The organism is Ruegeria sp. CF2, assembly GCF_056537385.1.
Genome location: NZ_JBQFRL010000001.1, coordinates 314,800 through 332,444 on the forward strand (window position 1 = coordinate 314,800; position 17,645 = coordinate 332,444).

Below are 17,645 nucleotides of genomic sequence, written 5' to 3' on the forward strand. Positions count from 1 at the left end.
TGGGGTTATGGCGCTAGGGTTCTCTTCAGCGAGACAGCGAAAGGAACTCGGATGTCCAGACGCGAAGAACTGCGCCGCCACGCCGCTTTGGTGGATCGTATGGCCCTGAAACTGGGCGTTGACCTACAGGAGGCCGCAATCGGCGGTTCGGTTTCCATCGACGAAATCACCGACGCGGTGCTGCGCTGTACAGGCTGTACAAACCCCGATCACTGCGACCGCACGTTGGCGCTTCAAAACAGCGACGGACGGCCTCCGGAGTATTGCCGAAACCAGGAGTTGCTGGCCAGGCTTGCACTCTAGCGCGGACGGGCAGAACCATGAACGTCCTTGGCCAGACCATGAAGCATGTACGCCTTGTTCTGCGGATGGGGCAGGCGACCGGCGTTGACCTTGTAGATGCCCATCGCACGGGTCGGCTCAGTCCCGACGAATGGGCGCGCATGGTGGGACGGTGCCGGGGCTGCGAGTGGGCTTGCGACTGTAGCGATTGGCAGACGCACCGAGGTGAAAGGGTTGAGGCTCCGGAGACATGTCCGAACAGGAACCGATTCGCCAAACTTAAGACGCTGCAGAATCAGGAAAAACAATGAAACATGTGCGACTCGGAGACATAGAAAAACACTTCTGGCTGACGCGGTCGGTTGCGCGCTGCATGGAAATCTCGCTGTCCGAAGCTATCGCCGAAGGGCGGCTGACCGCGCAGGGATATAGCGAAATGGTGACCCGTTGTCGAGCCGCTGACTGCAGCGAAAGATGTGCCGTCTGGCTTGCTTGCCAACAAAGCCGGGCAACCGCTGCCCCGGATTTTTGCGCCAATGCCAAAGCTTTGAATGCGCTGACCTGAATGGCCTAAAGCTTGGAATGGCTTCCGTCGCACAGCGGTGGATTGGCGGTTTGCTTGCATCCGCAGAAGAAGACCTTCTTGCTTGATTCTGCTACATATTTTACCGGCTCGATCCCGGTTTCCTTGTGCGAACCGTCGCAGAATGGCTGACGTTTGGAGCGTCCGCAAGCGCACCAGAAGTAGCTTTTGCCTTCAGTCACTTCGATGGGGTAGGGCGATTTCTGGGCGATTTGAGATCCTTTTGGCATATTGGCGCTCCGGCTGTTGAAAGGGACATCCGAGAGCTTAGCCCAACGCAGAGAAATGTGTAGTTCGCGCGTCCCGGTCCGGCGGTGGCACGTCGCGGTGCAAGCGTGGATTCGCCTCTGATCACACGGATGTGACCGTATCTGTTGCCAGAAAGCCGAACTGCCCGTATCCTTAACCTGGCCCCGAAAAGTTGGGCAATATCAGAAAAGTATTAAAGGATTGATGGACATGAAACTGAAATTCGCTGCCGCCGGCGCCTTTGTTTTGATCCTGACTGCTTGCTCGCAGCAGGAAGAGCCCACCCCGGTTTACGTTCAGCCAAGCTATGACAAATATGGCTCGCCCAGCTGTTCGGCAGGCTATGAACTGGCCACCACCGAGGCCGGCCAGACCGTGTGTAACCCGGTCACTCAATAAGCTTTTAGCAGACGGTCCCGATTTGGGGGCCGTCTGCCTTCTTCCGCCGGATGGCGGTTCAGCGCACCAGCTTCCCCCACAGATCGTATTCACCAGCCTCGTCGACCTGAACAAGGACGACGTCGCCGGGTTTCAGGTTTTCATGACCGTCGTCGATGAACAGGTTGCCATCGATCTCAGGCGCGTCTGACTTGGTGCGGCAGGTGGCGGCTTCGGCATCCACCTCATCCACGATCACTTGGATCCTCTGGCCCACTTTCGACGCCAGTTTCGCTTCGGAAATCGCCTGGGCCTTTTGCATGAAACGCTCCCAGCGCTCTTGCTTGATCTCATCCGGGACGTGATCCGGCAAGTCGTTCGAGCGGGCCCCTTCAACGTTTTCGTATTGGAAGCACCCGACGCGGTCCAACTGCGCCTCGTCCATCCAATCCAGCAGGGTCTGGAACTCGGCCTCGGTCTCCCCGGGGTAGCCGACAATGAAGGTCGATCGCAGCGTGATGTCGGGGCATATCGCGCGCCAGGCGGCGATCTCGTCCAGTGTCTTGGCGCCGGCAGCGGGGCGCGCCATTCGTTTCAGAACGTCCGGATGCGCGTGTTGGAACGGGATGTCCAGGTAGGGCAAAAGGTTGCTGCCTGCATCCGCCATCAGCGGGATCAACTCGCGCACATGTGGATAGGGGTAGACGTAGTGCAGTCGTATCCACGCATCCAGTTGGCCCAGTTCGCGGGCCAGATCGGTAATGTGGCTGCGCACCTCCCTGTCTTTCCAGGGATTCACATCGTATTTGCGATCCAGACCAAAGGCCGAGGTGTCCTGGCTGATCACCAGCAATTCGCGCACACCGTTGTCGACCAGTTTTTCAGCCTCGCGCAGAACGGCGTGGGCCGGTCGGCTGGCCAGTTTTCCGCGCATATCGGGGATGATGCAGAATTTGCACTTGTGATCACAGCCCTCGGAAATCTTGAGATAGCTGTAGTGGCGCGGGGTCAGCTTCACGCCCGAAGCCGGCAACAGATCCAAATACGGATTGGGATCAGGCGGAACGGCGGCGTGAACGGCATCCAGCACTTGTTCATACTGATGCGGCCCGGTCACAGCCAGGATACGGGGGTGATGTTCGCGGATGTAGTCAGGTTCCGCGCCCAGGCACCCGGTCACGATGACCTTGCCATTTTCCACCAGCGCCTCGCCGATTGCTTCGAGGCTTTCGGCCTTGGCGCTATCCAGAAATCCGCAGGTGTTCACGATCACGGCATCCGCACCTGAATAGTCGGGCGAGATTCCGTATCCTTCGGCGCGCAGGCGCGTCAGGATGCGCTCGCTGTCGACCAGTGCCTTGGGACATCCCAAGGACACCATTCCGATGGTGGGTTGGCCGCTGCGCGGTGCGTCGGTGATCCGGGCTGCGGGTGCCAGATCGGGGCGTAGGTTTGGCGGGTTGGTGCTCATTGCGCGGCATATAGTGGGGAAATCTTCCCCTTGCAAATCCTTCGCACGCGAGGAACATCGAAGCTGAGGCAAAAAGCCGGCAAGGCAGAGAGCAAATCATGAAGTGGCTGATACGCATTCTATTCATTCTGGTTGCGGTCGCGGGGCTGGTGATCGGGGCGTTGCTTTTGATGCCCGGCGACAAGCTGGGCAAAATCCTCGCCGAACAGGTCAAGGCGCAGACCGGACGTGAACTGACGTTGTCCGGTGATGTCCGCCTGTCCTTTTGGCCGGTTCTGGGAATGGAAACCGGGCCGGTTACGTTTGGGAACGCACCTTGGGCCAGCTCTGAACCGATGCTGAGCGCGCAAAGCCTGGCAGTTGGCGTGGATGCCTCAGCGCTGTTGGCGGGGGATGTGCGTATCCGGCGCGTCGTGTCCGAAGATCCGGTCTTGCGGCTGGAGCTGTCACAAGGGCGGGGCAACTGGGAAATGTCGGCGCCGCAAACCGGAGCGTCAAACACGGGCTCTGGCAATGCAGATGCGCCCGCACCCAACTCTGCGGCACCGACCGAGACCGGAACCGTGACCCTTGACCAACTGGAGCTCAGCAACGCGCGTCTGGTTTATGTGGAAAACGGTGTCCCTCAGATGGACTTTTCCGGGGTCGATCTGAAGGCCAGTTGGCCTGATGTCACTGCGCCGATGAAGATGAGCGCATCAATGCCGGTGCCCGGTGGCGCGGTTGAGGTTGATCTGGAAATCCCTGATTTACCTGCATTCTCCAGTGGCGCGGTGACGCCATTGGTTCTTGGCCTGACAGCGCCGGGCGGAGAGATCAGCTTTGACGGACGCGTCAACCTGGCCGGTGAAATGGACGGCAAAACTCATGTCCAGACCACAAACACCGACGCGATGCTGGCCGCTTTTGGTCAGGGTGGGGTGTCAGTCCCCATGGGACTTGGACGGGTCGCGGATGTGTCCGGCAAGATGACCTACACCAAGGATGGGCGCATTTCCTTGCGGGATATGCGGGCCGTTCTGGATCAGAACAGTTTTGACGGTGCCGCAGATATCGTTATCGCGAGCCCACCGAAGATTACTGCGCGGCTGAGTACTGGTGACCTTGACCTGACGCAGGCAACGGCCGGCAGCGCGCCCAACAGCGGCGGCACGGGCGGAGGAGGCAAACAGGCGCCCGAAGGCTGGTCCCAGGCGCCGATCGACGCGTCACCCCTTTCGTTGGCAAATGGAACGATCCGGTTGAAAGCCAATTCGATCTCTATTCCGGATATGACCTTTGGCCCCAGCGATCTGAGCCTCAGTCTGGATCGATCGCGTGCGGTTCTGAAAATGGAACCGGCAACGCTGTTTTCCGGAAAGCTGACCGGAGAAGTCGTTGCCAACAACAGAAACGGACTGTCGGTCGGGGGCAACCTGACCGCCACCGGTATCGACCTCAAGCAGGCTTTGACCACATTGGGCGGTGTCGAACGTCTGTCGGGTACAGCGTCCGGAACTTTGCAATTCCTGGGAGTGGGGCAAACCGAAGCTCAAATCATGCGCTCACTCAGCGGCAAGGGCAGCCTGGACGTCGGCAAGGGGGTGATCTCCGGGTTTGATCTGGATCGTTTGATGGGGCGCGGCGAAGGCAGTGGAGGAACCACCGTCTTCAACAGCCTGACTGCCACCTACACGATTCAGGACGGTAACCTGACGAACAACGATCTTCTGATGCAGCTTGACAATTTCCGTGCCGATGGCGCGGGCCGCGTCGGGCTGGGTGCGCGCGATATCGACTATGTGTTCACGCCGGTCGCACTGCGGGCGAACGGCGGCAATGGCATTGCCGTGCCCGTGCGGATCAAGGGACCGTGGAGCGATCCGTCGATCAAGCCCGACCTGAGCAAGGTGATCGAAGCTGCGACGGAAGAAAAGCTCAAGGAACTGGAGCAGGACGCGAAGGACAAGGCGCTGAAGAAGGTCGGAGAAGAATTGAATACAACCATCTCCGACAGCGAACAGGTCGAGGATGCACTGAAGCAGAAGCTTGAGGACGAGGCCAAAAAGGGCTTGCTGAAACTGCTCGGACGGGATTGAGAAAGGGGCGTCTCAGCGCCACTTTTTTGCTCAGATCGTCTGGTCGTAGTCGCCCACACCCGGCTCGGTGCGGATCACGGCATCGATATCGGCGAAAATTGCCCGCATCTCATCTTCGCTCTCGCTGCTTTCGCAGACCACCACCAGGTTGGGCGTGTTCGAAGACGCCCGGACCAGGCCCCAACTGCCATTGTCGAGGATGACGCGGGCACCATTGACGGTCACGACTTCCTTGATCGGCCGACCGGCCAATGTTTCACCCGCCTCGGCCTTGGCAACGAGCTTGTCCACCAACCGGGCGAGGATGTCATACTTTTCGGTATCGGCAGCATAGGGCGACATGGTCGGGGTCGACCACGTCTTGGGCAGGGCGCGACGCAGATCGGACATGCTCTGTCCCGGGTTTCGGTCCATCAGTTTGCAGATTTCCACCGCGACCCGCATTCCGCAGTCGTATCCACGCCCGATTGGCTCGGCCAGAAAGTAATGGCCCGACTTTTCGAACCCGGCCAAAGCGCCGATCTCCTTCACGCGCCGTTTCATGTGGCTGTGGCCGGTTTTCCAGTAATCCGCCTTGACGCCATGGGCCTGCAGTTCGGGATCGCTGGCGAACAGGCCGGTCGATTTCACGTCGGCCACGAATGTCGCGCCGGGATGCAGCTTGGCCAAATCACGCGCCATTATGACACCGACCTTGTCGGCAAAGATCTCCTCGCCCTCGTCATCGACCACACCGCAGCGATCGCCGTCCCCGTCAAACCCAAGCGCGAGGTCCGCACCGCTGGCTTTGACGGCGTCAGCCATGTCGTGCAACATCTCCATCGCTTCGGGGTTCGGGTTGTAGTTGGGGAAGGTGTAATCCAACCGGTTGTGGCTGGGCACGACCTCGACCCCGATCCGCTCAAAGATCTCGGGGGCAAAGGCAGATGCGGTGCCGTTCCCCGTCGCGCAGACCACCTTGAGGGGGCGCGACATTTTGAAATCACCGACCAGATCGTCGATATAGGCCTCTTTCACGCCGTCCACGAATTCATAGGACCCGCCGGGGCGTGCCACGCCTTCGCCGTTCAGCACGATGTCGCGCAGCTCGGCCATTTCGTCAGGGCCGTGGGTCAGAGGGCGGTCAAAGCCCATCTTCACCCCGGTCCAGCCATTGGGGTTGTGGCTGGCCGTCACCATGGCGACTGCAGGAACATCCAAGTGGAATTGGGCGAAATACGCCATCGGGCTCAGCGCCGGGCCAATATCCTTGACCTGGATGCCGGCCTGCATGAGGCCCAGAACCAACGCATTCTTGATCGCCAGAGAATAGTCGCGGTAGTCGTTGCCGACCGCGATTACCGGCTCGATCCCACGCTTGTGCATCTGAGTTCCCAAGCCAAGACCAAGAGCCGTCATCCCCGGCAGGTTGATCTCGTCAGGGTATTTCCAGCGGGCATCATATTCACGAAACCCGGTGGGTTTGATCATCGCATCGCGCAGAAAGCTCCAGGTGTTCGGGGTCACCTCGGGGATTGGTTTGGTCATGGAAAATCTCGATCGTTAAATCTGAACTGGGTTGGCCTTGGCCAGGGCATCGAAACGCATCAATGTGTCAATCAGTTGGCCCATTTGGTCCAACGGGATCATATTCGGCCCATCAGACGGCGCCGTGTCCGGATCCTGATGCGTTTCAATGAATACGGCACCGACGCCCAGGGCCACGGCCGCGCGGGCCATTACCGGTGCAAATTCCCGCTGCCCGCCGGACGAGCCGCCTCGGCCACCGGGCTGTTGAACGGAATGGGTTGCATCCATGACAACCGGATACCCGGTTTGCGCCATTTGCGGCAGGGATCGCATGTCGGCGACAAGCGTATTGTAGCCAAACGAGGTTCCGCGCTCGGTCAGCAGGATGTTGTGGTTGCCCGTGCTTTCGATCTTTTCGACGATGTTTGGCATTTCCCAGGGGGCCAGGAACTGACCCTTCTTGACGTTGACGGCCTTGCCTGTTTCTCCGGCTGCCAGCAGCATGTCTGTCTGGCGGCACAGGAAGGCCGGGATTTGCAGAATATCCACCGCCTCGGCCGCGATGGCACATTGCGCTTCAGTGTGGACATCCGTCAGGACCGGAATACCCATCGTTTTGCGAATGTCATCCAGCACCTTCAGCCCGGCCTCGATCCCCATGCCGCGTTTCCCGGACAGGGACGTACGGTTGGCTTTGTCATATGAGGCCTTGAACACATACTGTGCCCCCGCGGCTTCACAGGCTTCTTTCATCCTTCCCGCGATCATCTGTGCGTGATCCGCCGTTTCAAGCTGGCAAGGGCCCGCGATGATGGTCAGCGGAAGGTCGTTGCCAACGGTGACGTTGGCTATTTTTACATGTTTCATGAGCTCTACGAGGATACCTGTTCACGAAGGACTGACGTAGTCAGCGAAATCATCAGGTAGATACCAGCAAACAACAGGAAAGCCAAAATCGTATTTTCGAACTTTCGCGGATAGGTGGGCTCCTGACTGGCGACCGGGTTCACGGAAACGGTGAGGTATCGAACCTTGCGGTTGGCCTCGGTCCGGGCGGTTTCCATTTGCTGCATGGCCGATTGCAGCATCATGTCCCGTGCGGCCAGATCGGCCTGTGCCATCTGGATCCGAACGCTCAACCGCGCCAGCGAGTTTTCGCCGGCGGAGGCGTCCAGCATCTCGGCATTGAGCTCCTTTAGCACGGCCTCAAGCCGGTTGATGTCGGCTTGGACGCCGTCGACCTTGGCTTTGTTCGGCCGAAGGTTGTCCAGCAACGCCGCCAGTTCCAATTCCTTGTCTTGAAGCTGTATCTCGATCTCGTTGATGCGGGCGCGCAGCCCGGCAATCACGTTTTCGGGGTCCAGCACGGCACCCTGCAACTGCAGTTCGATCAGCGCTTCCTGGGCTTTGCGCCGTTCTTCCTGAGCGTCCTCGAAGGACTGCAGAGCATCTCGCATTTGATCTTCGCGCTTAAGCTCGGTGAGGCCGTTGATCTTTTCTTCGGCGTAGGAAATCAGAAGATTTGACAGGTCGACGGCGGTGTCCGGGTCGGGTGCTGCAACCTCCATCCGGATGATACCGTCGCTGGGGTCATAGCCGATTGTGACCATGCGCTTGTAAAGTTTAAACGCCTCTTCCAGCGTGGCGTCCTGAGGCAGTCTTTGAATCGGATCTATCCAGTCCTGCTTGAAAATCTCGGCAAAACCAGTGTCCCGTTCCAGACGGTTGAGCGCATCCTTGGATTCAAGGAACTCCTGAGTCGCGACCGAGTCCTGCGTGGTTGCGTATTGCGTCCCGGCCAAAAGCCCGCCGATCTCACCAGCGCCACCATCTGCCTGTAGAATGGAAAACGCGGACTCGCTGGCGTACATCGGAGTGGCTATGCGATAGAAGTAATAGCCGACAATGATCGTGGGCAGCAGAACAAAGGCGAATAGACGGGCAAACAGACCAAACAACTTTCGTCTGCGCCGACGGGCGATATCCTTCTGAATCTGGCCGATTTCGAATTCGCGCCGCTGTGCCGGGCTCCATTCGGGGCCGGGAAGGGTCTGTTGCTTTTCTTTCACCGTTTGCGGCAGCTGGATCGTGACCTTGTCTTTTGGCTGGTCTTCCGCATCCGCGGTATCGGAAGAACCCGCCGCAAAATCCAGAAGGTTGGAGCGCGGAAACGGATCGATCCCCTTTTTTCGTAGCAGACGCACGGCATCGTAGTCCGACGTCGCAGCCAGACCGTGTTTCTGCGCCATGCGTCGGGCTATGCGCAGCTGACGACCGGTCAACCCTTCTTTCTTGATGGCATCCAGTTCAGTTCCGGCCGGGGCTTCCTCGGTCGGTTGGGTTGCTTTTCGGATGCGCGAAATCGCCTCGGCACGCGCCTCGACCGTGCCTTCGGCCTGCGAGGCATGGTTCGGGTCGTATTTTTTAACCTTGGGTTTGGTAGTCATATAGCTGCGTCGCCTCTTCCAAGGAGTCAAACATATGAAGCTGCCCATCCACAAGCACAGCGGCCTGGCGGGCGAATTTTTCGAGGGTTTTGGGATTGTGTGACACAATCACCAAAGTCGTGGTTCGCAAGCGTTCCTGCAGGATTGAACCCGCTTTTTTGTTGAATTCGACATCGGTGGTGGCAGGCATACCTTCGTCGATCAGGTACATGTCGAAATCTAGGGCCAGCATCAACGAAAAGGTGAAACGGGCGCGCATGCCGGCTGAGTACGTCGCCAAGGGTTGGTTGAAATACTCGCCCAAGTCGCACATCCAGCTGCAGTAAGCCTCGACATAGTCGGGGTCCATTCCATAAATCTTGGCGATGTAACGGGCATTCTCGAGCGCGGACATCTTCTTGGAAACGCCGCCGGCAAAGCCCATGGGGAAAGACACCCGGCACTCTCGGCGGATCACGCCTTCGTCGGGCTTTTCGAGCCCGGCCATCATGTTGATAAGCGTGGTTTTTCCGGTGCCGTTCGGGGCCAGAACGCCAAGTGATTTTCCCAGCTCGACCCGGAACGAGACCCTGTCCAGGATCACCTTGCGGCGAGTCCCGGTCCAGAAGGACTTGCTGACATTCTCGAACTCAAGCATTCACGGCCTGCTCATGTTTTTGCTTTGGGTGCGGCCACCGGTGGCTGGCTTACGGCCGGATGTTCTAACGCTCCATGTTGGCCACATTATGTCGAAATATGAAACAAATGTTCAATGCGCGTTCGAAACGCCTAGCCACAATTGTGACGCACAAAGCCGACAACTGGATCGGTTTGAGGGAACGACTATGATCCATCCCAGGATTGCAACAAGCGCCAAAGGGCAGGAGATCAGGTGAAGCCACTTGCGGAAGAAATCAGATCGTGCCGGTTGTGCGCCGACCGCTTCGCTGCGACTGCGACCGCGCATCAGCCGCGCCCGGTGGTGTGGTTCCGCCCCGGTGCGCGCATCCTGATCGCAGGGCAAGCTCCCGGGGCACGGGTCCATGAGAGCGGCCGACCATTCACCGACCCCTCAGGCGACCGGCTGCGGGATTGGCTGGGGTTGGAGGAAGGGCAATTCTACGATCAGGCGCGGGTTTCGATCGTTCCGATGGCGTTTTGTTTTCCGGGGTACGATGCGCGAAAGGCGGACTTGCCGCCGCCGGCGATCTGCAAGAAGACTTGGCATCACAGGGTGATGAGTGAACTTGGCGATGTTCCGTTGACCATCCTTGTCGGTGGCCACGCGCATCATTTCCATCTGGGCGCACAAACTTCGGTGACCGATACGGTGCGCAATTGGCAACAGCATGCGCCGCGGGTATTTGCCTTGCCTCATCCGTCATGGCGCAATACGGCATGGCTGAAGAAAAATCCCTGGTTCGAAACGGACCTGCTGCCGGTGCTGCGTGCCCGGGTCAAAGAGGTGATGGATGACTGACACGACCGCGCTGGACATTGCGCATGCCCAGATGGAGGCCGACCCTCAGAACGATGCCGCGCGGCTGAGGTTTTTCGAACGGCTCGCGGACAATGAACTGTTTCTGTTGCTGACCGAAGAGGCGCGAGACGAAAACATCTCGCCCGAGCTGTTTGACGTGGCTGATGGTCGGTTTGTGCTGGCCTTTGACCGCGAAGACCGACTGGCGCAGTTTGCGGGCCGTCCTGCCCCATATGCCGCTCTGTCCGGGCGGGTTCTGGCGGGGATGCTTGCAGGGCAGGGCATTGGGTTGGGGCTGAACCTCGAGGTGGCGCCGTCGTCGATGCTCATCCCCGCCGAAGCGTTGGGCTGGCTTGCGGAAACCCTCAGCCATGCCCCGCAAGAAGTGCAATCCCGTCTGACGGAGTTCCTTCCGCCCGCGGGGTTGCCCGACATTTTGCTGACGGCGCTGGACACCAAACTGGCCACAGCTTCAGGTCTGGCCTCCGCCGCATATCTCGCCGGAACCCGCGCCGAGGGCGGTGGGCAGGGTCATCTTCTTGGTTTCGTTGACGCGGTACCCGGTGCCCAGACGGCCCTGGCCAAGGCGGTGTCCGAAGCTCTGACATTCTCGGGGATTGAGGCTGGTGCCTTGGATGTCGGGTTTTTCGCGCCCAGCGATCCTGCCGCCGCAGCATTGGCGAAAGTGGGCCTGCGATTTGATATCCCCGATCCTGTGCGCGCCTCCGGGTCCCGACCAGCGCCCGGAAGCGACCCGGACAGCCCCCCGATCTTGAAGTGAAGTCGAGGCTTCGGCGCAGGGATGGTTTGCTCCCCGCGCCAAATGAACAAAGTTATTCGGCTGCTGTTTCCAGCTTGTCCTGCGTACGGGTTTCGAAGTCGCTCGCATCATGCCGTTCGCGCAGTTGGGTGTGCAACTCTCCGAATGCGCGGTTGACCATGCGGCCTCGCTTCACGGCCGGCCGCGCGTCAATCTCTTGCGCCCATCGCATGACGTTCTTGTAGGACGCGACATCAAGGAATTCGGCCGCGTCGTACAAACGACCCAGAACCAGTTGCCCATACCACGGCCAGATCGCCATGTCGGCGATCGAGTAGTCCGAGCCAGCGATAAAAGCTTTGTCCGCAAGTTCGCGGTCCAGAACATCCAGCTGGCGTTTGGTTTCCATCGCAAAGCGGTTGATCGGGTATTCCCATTTCTCTGGCGCATAAGCGTAGAAATGCCCGAACCCACCACCCAGATAAGGCGCGCTGCCCATCTGCCAGAAAAGCCAGTTCATCACTTCGGTGCGCTCGGGACCGGATTCGGGCAGGAATGCACTGAATTTTTCGGCCAGATGTACAAGGATGGAACCGCTTTCGAACACCCGTATCGGTGTTTCACCCGAGCGGTCCATCAGAGCGGGGATTTTCGAGTTCGGGTTGATCGCGACAAAATCCGAGCCGAACTGATCGCCGTCACCAATATTGATCAGCCATGCATCATATTCCGCGCCTGCGTGACCCAAGGCCAAAAGCTCTTCCAGCATGACCGTCACTTTCACCCCGTTTGGCGTTGCAAGCGAATACAACTGCAAGGGATGTTTGCCGACGGGCAATTCCTTGTCATGGGTCGCACCGGCAATGGGGCGGTTGATGTTCGCGAAACGCCCTCCGCTTTCACTATCCCATGTCCAGACTTTCGGTGGGGTGTATGTGGTGGTGTCGCTCATCTTCTGCCTTTCGTCCCAGAGCCGAGCCGCGCCCGGCCCGACAAGAGTTAGTGTTGCAGAACAAGAACGCCAACCCCCGACGTGGCGGCTGTTCTGTAACAATTGCGGCAAGACTGCTCACGTTTGCTCGTCAATGGTCACAGCGGCGTTAACGGGTCTTCGCCGATGAAGGGAATTGCTTATTGTCTCTGCAGACAGCCACTCTGGCACTGCAACCCGTCAAAACACGAGGACATGAAACATGAACAGATTTGCTCTGACCTTCGCTGCTGCAATGGCGTTGGCCGTGCCCGCCTTTGCCGGCCCGCAATACGTCGATGGGACCGGCTTCGCCGTGTCCGGATATGATGTGGTGGCCTACCGTGGGCTTGCACAATCGCCGATTGGACAATCCCAGCCAGAAGGCGTGCGCGGACGGTCGGATATCACTGCGGATTACAATGGGGCGACCTGGGCTTTTGCGACCGAAGAAAACCGCGCGAAGTTCCTTGAAAACCCCGCGTTCTATGCGCCGCAATATGATGGGCATTGCGCCTATGGCGTGTCAAAGGGCGGCAAGGTTCCCGGCAACCCCAACCTTTGGCGGATCGTTGACGACAAGCTGTATCTGAACATCACCGATGTCGTGGTCGGTTTTTGGGAAGAAGACGTCCCGGGCAACATCAACCTGGCTGAGGGGAACTGGCCGGGGCTCGAAGGCAATGACGCCTCGACCAACGTGATCCCGAAATTCACGTCCGAAGGCCCGATCGCGAACTGACGTGACGCGCGTTGCAGGCCCGGCAGACCCGCCGGGCCTTTTTCAATTTTGGGTCTTCAACAAGCCTGCCAGAACTGTTCCCGAGTGGCCTGATTCGCCTCGAACCGGATCCTGACGCTGCGCGCGCCGGGAAACTTGCGTTCTCGAATGGTGTCGGGAACAACGACCTCGCCCGCTCCGCCATTCTTGGCCTGGAAGGACAGTATTTCGGTTTCGACGGTCCGAAAGCCGGCCAGAACGGATGTCGGCAGGGCAACGCGGTTTTCACCTTCGCAAACCGGCGTCGCAACGAAATAGGTCAGGTCGCGGCCATAGCATCCGATCGCCTCTGGTACATGGTCCGAATTGCGCGCCGATTGCGGGCAATCTTCCGTGCTGGTCTCGCCAAAGGATAGGGCGCGACTTGGATCGAGCAGCTTCAGGCAGGCGGAAATATCCTTCTCGTCCAGCTCGATGATACGCTTTCTGAGTTTCGGGCGTCGTGGTTGGGCCGGGCCGGCGCCTTTTCCTGCCAACCCGTTTTTGCGGAGATAGTCATAGGCCGACTTCGCCCGCGCAAACTGATTGCAGTCGCCGCCTGTATGGTCGGGATGTGCATGAAAGGCGATGTCGCGCCACGCATTCCGGATGTCCGATGCGGTGGCGGTCTGATCAAGGCCCAAGACGTGCAGTGCTTCTACGCGAGCCTGAATTTTCTCGACTGGCTCCATACCAAAATCACTCGATAAAACAACTGGCTCCTATTTTCCGGAGCCTTGAGTTTCTGTCAAATTATCCAGTGAATTGGTAGGCTTGGCGGGGACAGTGCGCCGTTGCATGGCGAATTGTTCGCACCTTGCAGCGGGCCGCAGGGGGGCAATCCCCCTTTGGCTTGTGCAAATGCAGGGAACAGTCAGGCGACGTTTTGCAGATCGGCTTTGGGCGTGATCCCAAGGGCAAAACACACATCGCGGGTCAGTTCGGGGCGGTTCAGCGTATAAAAATGCAGCTTGTCCACGCCTTCGTCGATCAGGTCCGAACACAGCTCGGTGCATAGCGCGGTGGCCAACAGGTCGTGCCGGTTGTCACGGATTGCTTTGTCAAAGGCCTGATCGACCCAGTCCGGCACCTGCGCGCCACAGCGTTTGGCAAATTTCTTGGCACCGGCCCAGTTCTCGATTGGCAGGATGCCCGGCACGATCGGCTTGTCGATCCCGGCCTTGGCGCAGGCATCGCGAAAGCGCAAAAAGGTTTCGGCCTCGAAGAAGAATTGCGTCAAAGCCTCGTCTGCGCCGGCGTCCAACTTGGCTTTCAACCAGTCGATGTCAGCCTGTGCATGTGGCGCTTCCGGGTGAATGTCGGGATAGGCACCGACGCGGATGGTGAAACTGCCGGTTTCCGCCAGTGCTGCGGTCAATTCGACCGAGTGGGCGAACCCATCGGGATGCGGGACGAACCGTTCCTGCCACTTGGGTGGGTCGCCGCGCAACGCAACGATGTCGGTGACGCCGGCCGCGGCAAAGCTGTCGGCAATGGCCAAGGTCTCGCTGCGTGAAGCGTCGACACATGTCAGATGGGCCGCGACTTTCAATCCCGAGGATTTGTGCAACGTCGCCACCGCATCGCGGGTCAATTCACGGGTGGTGCCCCCCGCACCATATGTGACCGAGACAAAACGGGGTGCCAGTGGCGCCAGTGTCTGGACCGTATCCCACAGGCGAAACGACGCTTCGAGCGTCTGAGGCGGAAAGAATTCGAAGGAAATCTCGGGCTGGGTCATGGCAGTCTCGCAGGTTGTGTTGCGGCTCTTGTGCCATGGAGTTCTTTGTGAGACAAACTCATATTATTCAAGAACAACATGAACGACACGAAAGATGCATATCGAATTTCGACACCTGCGCACGATCAAAGCCATCCATGAATGTGGTGGGTTGGCCCGTGCGGCGGATCAACTGAACATCACGCAGTCTGCGCTCAGCCATCAGATCAAAGGGCTGGAGGATCAGGCCGGCGTCGAGCTGTTCCTGCGCCGGTCGAAACCGATGAAGCTGTCGGCCGCTGGGCTGCGCCTGTTGCGACTGGCCGAGCAGATCCTGCCGCAGGTCGAAGCGATGCAGGAGGAGTTTTCCTCGCTGCGCGACGGGCGCACGGGGCGGATGCACATCGCGATCGAATGCCACGCCTGTTTTGAATGGCTGTTCCCGGTGCTCGAGGCCTTCCGCAAGTCTTGGCCGGATGTGGATGTCGATATCCGGCCGGGTCTGGCCTTTGACGCGCTGCCCGCGCTGCAGAAGGAAGAGGTCGATCTGGTCGTCTCCTCGGACCCCGAAGATCTGCCGGGCGTCGAGTTCATCGAGCTGTTTGATTACAATCCTGTTTTTGTCGCCGCCTCGACCCATCCGTTGGCAGAAAAACCGTATATTGAGGCCGAGGATTTTCGCGGTCAAACGCTGATCACCTATCCGGTCGAACGCACGAGGCTTGATATCTTCAGCCAGCTTCTCATCCCGGCCCGCGTTGAACCTGCTGCGATCCGGCAAGTCGAGTTGACCGCCGTGATCTTGCTGCTTGTGGCGTCAAACCGTGGAATATCCGTTCTGCCCGACTGGGTGGTGCGCGAGGTCAAGTACAACTCGGACTATGTGACCCGTCCGCTGACCAAGGATGGCATCACGCGTCGGCTGTATGCCGCAGTACGAACCGAGGACATGGAAAAACCTTTTGTGCAGGAATTGGTCAAGCTGGCAAGCCTAGAGGCGCGCAAGCTGCAGCAGCAATAAGGTTTTGGCCACGCGGGAAGCGGCATGCTGCTATGCGCATCATTCCTCTTGGCAAGGGGGCGTTGCGCCAGTATACGCGCGGTTTGACCGGACAGGAGCCTCGGAACTATGGTTGGCAGTGCAAATCTCAACATCATGATCAAGGCCGCGCGAAAAGCGGGCCGATCGCTGGTAAAAGACTTTCGCGAAGTCGAGAACCTGCAGGTGTCGATGAAGGGCGCGGGCGATTTCGTCTCGAAGGCTGACATTGCAGCCGAGAACATTCTGAAAGAAGAACTGCTGGGCGCGCGTCCCACCTACGGTTGGCTGGCTGAAGAAGGCGGCGTGATCGAGGGCGAAGACCCGACCCGGCGTTGGATCGTTGACCCTCTGGACGGGACGACCAATTTCCTGCACGGCCTGCCGCACTGGGCGGTTTCGATCGCACTTGAACACAAGGGCAAGATCGTCGCGGGCGTCATCTACGATCCCGCGAAGGACGAGATGTTCTTTGCCGAAAAGGGCGAGGGTGCCTGGATGAACGACATGCGTATCCGCGTGTCGAGCCGCAGCCGGATGATCGAATCGATCTTCTCGACCGGTTTGCCGTTTGGTGGCCGCTCGGACCTGCCGGCCACGTTGCAGGACCTGGCCCGTCTGATGCCCGCCTGCGCGGGTGTGCGTCGCTGGGGTGCAGCTGCGCTGGATATGGCCTATGTTGCCGCTGGCCGCTACGAAGGCTTCTGGGAGCGTCGCCTGAACGCCTGGGATCTGGCCGCTGGCATCATCATCGTGAAAGAGGCGGGTGGGTTCGTTCAACCGTTGAACCCGGAAGGCAGCATTCTGTCCGACGGGGAAGTCATCTGCGCCAACGAACCGATTTTCGACCAGTTCGCCAAGGTGATCCGCGGCTGATCCGTCAATACGGCGGCCGGAAACGACCAGAACCAATTTCTAAGATCGCGCGGCCGAATTGGCCGGGCGTTTTGTTTCAAAGCCGTACAGTACCCGCCAAGCCTGCCTCAGAGGCCAGCCGCGCAGCCACGGACGCCACGGCCAGGTCCTGCAACCCGACCCCGGTCCCATCGAACAAGGTGATCTGGTCAGCCTTTGTTCGGCCGGGATGATCGCCATTAATGACTGCTCCAATCGGCGTGATGGCGTCAGGATCCAGCGCGCCCGAAGCCACGGCGTGCTGCGCCTCACCGATGGTGACGGACTGGGCAACCTCGTCGGTGAAGACCTGAGCGGAAGCAACCAGTTCGGGGTCGACTTCCATCTTGCCCTTCGTGTCGGTGCCCATGCAGGCCAGATGCGTTCCGGGCTTGATCCAATCGCGCATCAACAGCGGTTCGAACGCCGATGTGATCGTGATGATAACGTCGGCCTGTGCCCCCAGTTCCCGCTGCGAGACGGATTCGAAATACAGTCCGATGTCCTGCGCGACGGCGGCCAGTTTCGGAAGCATTTCGGGATGGGGATTCCATGCCACCACCTTTTCGAATTCGCGTTGCTCGGCGGCGGCGCGCAACTGAAAGGCCGATTGATGGCCCGCGCCGACCATGCCAAGCACCTTGGCGTCCGTACGGGCCAGGTGCGCGATCGACACTGCCGAGGACGCAGCCGTGCGGATAGCCGTAAGATAGTTTCCATCGACCAACGCGGAAGGCTGTCCGGTATCGGGATCGAACAGGATGACGGTGGATTGGTGGTTGGTCAGTCCGCGATTGGTGTTTCCCGGCCAATAGCCACCAGATTTGACACCCAGAACCAAGCCTTCGGCGTCAAAGCCGGATTTGAACCCATATACGGCGCCGGCATGACCCAGCCCTTCGCGGATGACGGGGAAGTTGCGCGCTCCGCCGCGTGCCATCGCTGAGAACACGTCTTGGATTGCCTCAAACGCCAGCTCGCGGTTGACCAATTGCCGGCAGAGGTCTTCGCCAACGATCTGTATCAGATTGGTTTCAGCGTTCATC

At 59.3% G+C, this 17,645-nt stretch carries 20 protein-coding genes; 10 read left to right on the forward strand and 10 right to left on the reverse strand.

Annotation, left to right across the window (positions count from 1 at the left end; all coding sequences use genetic code 11):
- The first annotated feature begins 51 nt into the window (after positions 1 to 51).
- From ACR0IR_RS01535 to ACR0IR_RS01545, 3 genes are read left to right on the forward strand one after another with little or no spacing between them, the layout of a single operon-like run.
- Positions 52 to 303, forward strand: a complete 252-nt coding sequence (locus tag ACR0IR_RS01535; protein ID WP_170364761.1) for a DUF6455 family protein — start codon at positions 52 to 54, stop codon at positions 301 to 303.
- 17 nt (positions 304 to 320) lie between these two features.
- Complete coding sequence (locus tag ACR0IR_RS01540; RefSeq protein WP_302477416.1) at positions 321 to 593, forward strand: DUF6455 family protein; 273 nt, start codon at positions 321 to 323, stop codon at positions 591 to 593.
- On the forward strand, positions 590 to 847 hold the full coding sequence (locus ACR0IR_RS01545; RefSeq protein WP_170364760.1) for a DUF6455 family protein: 258 nt from the start codon (positions 590 to 592) through the stop codon (positions 845 to 847). Before ACR0IR_RS01540 ends, ACR0IR_RS01545 begins: the two co-directional genes overlap by 4 nt.
- Positions 848 to 852: 5 nt before the next feature.
- Here the strand turns inward: ACR0IR_RS01545 and ACR0IR_RS01550 are convergent, their stop codons facing one another.
- Positions 853 to 1,095, reverse strand: a complete 243-nt coding sequence (locus ACR0IR_RS01550) for a CDGSH iron-sulfur domain-containing protein (protein ID WP_170340652.1) — start codon at positions 1,093 to 1,095, stop codon at positions 853 to 855.
- A 229-nt stretch (positions 1,096 to 1,324) separates the two neighbouring features.
- Here ACR0IR_RS01550 and ACR0IR_RS01555 point away from each other — a divergent pair, with 229 nt between their 5' ends.
- A complete protein-coding gene (locus ACR0IR_RS01555) occupies positions 1,325 to 1,513 on the forward strand; it encodes a hypothetical protein (protein WP_244952318.1) in 189 nt (62 codons plus the stop codon).
- A gap of 58 nt (positions 1,514 to 1,571) precedes the next feature.
- On the opposite strand, the gene rimO is transcribed toward ACR0IR_RS01555, so the two are convergent.
- A complete protein-coding gene (rimO, locus tag ACR0IR_RS01560) occupies positions 1,572 to 2,963 on the reverse strand; it encodes a 30S ribosomal protein S12 methylthiotransferase RimO (RefSeq protein WP_170364758.1) in 1,392 nt (463 codons plus the stop codon).
- A 98-nt stretch (positions 2,964 to 3,061) separates the two neighbouring features.
- Between rimO and ACR0IR_RS01565 the strand changes: the two genes are divergently transcribed.
- Positions 3,062 to 5,041 (forward strand): AsmA family protein, encoded by a 1,980-nt coding sequence (locus tag ACR0IR_RS01565; protein ID WP_170364755.1) that lies wholly within the window; start codon positions 3,062 to 3,064, stop codon positions 5,039 to 5,041.
- Between the two features lie 30 nt (positions 5,042 to 5,071).
- Here the strand turns inward: ACR0IR_RS01565 and ACR0IR_RS01570 are convergent, their stop codons facing one another.
- Genes ACR0IR_RS01570 through ACR0IR_RS01585 form a run of 4 tightly spaced genes read right to left on the reverse strand, consistent with a single transcriptional unit; the run spans position 5,072 to position 9,634 of the window.
- On the reverse strand, positions 5,072 to 6,568 hold the full coding sequence (locus tag ACR0IR_RS01570) for a phosphomannomutase/phosphoglucomutase (protein ID WP_170364754.1): 1,497 nt from the start codon (positions 6,566 to 6,568) through the stop codon (positions 5,072 to 5,074).
- A gap of 15 nt (positions 6,569 to 6,583) precedes the next feature.
- Positions 6,584 to 7,417 carry a 3-deoxy-8-phosphooctulonate synthase gene (kdsA, locus tag ACR0IR_RS01575; protein WP_170340066.1) on the reverse strand — a complete coding sequence of 278 codons (834 nt, stop codon included), beginning with the start codon at positions 7,415 to 7,417 and terminating at the stop codon, positions 6,584 to 6,586.
- A 5-nt stretch (positions 7,418 to 7,422) separates the two neighbouring features.
- On the reverse strand, positions 7,423 to 8,997 hold the full coding sequence (locus ACR0IR_RS01580) for a KpsE/RkpR family capsule polysaccharide export protein (RefSeq protein WP_170364752.1): 1,575 nt from the start codon (positions 8,995 to 8,997) through the stop codon (positions 7,423 to 7,425).
- Positions 8,975 to 9,634, reverse strand: coding sequence for an ABC transporter ATP-binding protein (locus ACR0IR_RS01585; RefSeq protein ID WP_093964707.1), 660 nt, complete (start codon positions 9,632 to 9,634; stop codon positions 8,975 to 8,977). The genes ACR0IR_RS01580 and ACR0IR_RS01585 overlap by 23 nt, the downstream gene beginning before the upstream one ends.
- A gap of 234 nt (positions 9,635 to 9,868) precedes the next feature.
- Here ACR0IR_RS01585 and ACR0IR_RS01590 point away from each other — a divergent pair, with 234 nt between their 5' ends.
- Together ACR0IR_RS01590 and ACR0IR_RS01595 are read left to right on the forward strand one after the other, a co-directional pair.
- Positions 9,869 to 10,456, forward strand: a complete 588-nt coding sequence (locus ACR0IR_RS01590; RefSeq protein ID WP_170364750.1) for a uracil-DNA glycosylase family protein — start codon at positions 9,869 to 9,871, stop codon at positions 10,454 to 10,456.
- A complete protein-coding gene (locus ACR0IR_RS01595) occupies positions 10,449 to 11,237 on the forward strand; it encodes an SseB family protein (RefSeq protein WP_170364748.1) in 789 nt (262 codons plus the stop codon). The genes ACR0IR_RS01590 and ACR0IR_RS01595 overlap by 8 nt, the downstream gene beginning before the upstream one ends.
- Positions 11,238 to 11,289: 52 nt before the next feature.
- Here ACR0IR_RS01595 and yghU read toward each other — a convergent pair whose 3' ends face one another.
- On the reverse strand, positions 11,290 to 12,168 hold the full coding sequence (gene yghU, locus ACR0IR_RS01600) for a glutathione-dependent disulfide-bond oxidoreductase (protein ID WP_093964710.1): 879 nt from the start codon (positions 12,166 to 12,168) through the stop codon (positions 11,290 to 11,292).
- 241 nt (positions 12,169 to 12,409) lie between these two features.
- Here yghU and ACR0IR_RS01605 point away from each other — a divergent pair, with 241 nt between their 5' ends.
- Positions 12,410 to 12,928 carry a YHS domain-containing (seleno)protein gene (locus ACR0IR_RS01605; RefSeq protein ID WP_170364746.1) on the forward strand — a complete coding sequence of 173 codons (519 nt, stop codon included), beginning with the start codon at positions 12,410 to 12,412 and terminating at the stop codon, positions 12,926 to 12,928.
- Between the two features lie 56 nt (positions 12,929 to 12,984).
- Here the strand turns inward: ACR0IR_RS01605 and ACR0IR_RS01610 are convergent, their stop codons facing one another.
- On the reverse strand, positions 12,985 to 13,638 hold the full coding sequence (locus tag ACR0IR_RS01610; RefSeq protein ID WP_170364744.1) for a J domain-containing protein: 654 nt from the start codon (positions 13,636 to 13,638) through the stop codon (positions 12,985 to 12,987).
- A 182-nt stretch (positions 13,639 to 13,820) separates the two neighbouring features.
- Positions 13,821 to 14,687 (reverse strand): methylenetetrahydrofolate reductase [NAD(P)H], encoded by an 867-nt coding sequence (gene metF / locus ACR0IR_RS01615; protein WP_170364742.1) that lies wholly within the window; start codon positions 14,685 to 14,687, stop codon positions 13,821 to 13,823.
- A 94-nt stretch (positions 14,688 to 14,781) separates the two neighbouring features.
- Here metF and ACR0IR_RS01620 point away from each other — a divergent pair, with 94 nt between their 5' ends.
- On the forward strand, positions 14,782 to 15,687 hold the full coding sequence (locus ACR0IR_RS01620; RefSeq protein ID WP_170364740.1) for a LysR family transcriptional regulator: 906 nt from the start codon (positions 14,782 to 14,784) through the stop codon (positions 15,685 to 15,687).
- Between the two features lie 108 nt (positions 15,688 to 15,795).
- Complete coding sequence (locus tag ACR0IR_RS01625) at positions 15,796 to 16,581, forward strand: inositol monophosphatase family protein (protein WP_170340678.1); 786 nt, start codon at positions 15,796 to 15,798, stop codon at positions 16,579 to 16,581.
- Positions 16,582 to 16,657: 76 nt separating this feature from the next.
- Here ACR0IR_RS01625 and bhcD read toward each other — a convergent pair whose 3' ends face one another.
- On the reverse strand, positions 16,658 to 17,644 hold the full coding sequence (gene bhcD / locus ACR0IR_RS01630; RefSeq protein ID WP_217357128.1) for an iminosuccinate reductase BhcD: 987 nt from the start codon (positions 17,642 to 17,644) through the stop codon (positions 16,658 to 16,660).
- Position 17,645: the final 1 nt, after the last annotated feature.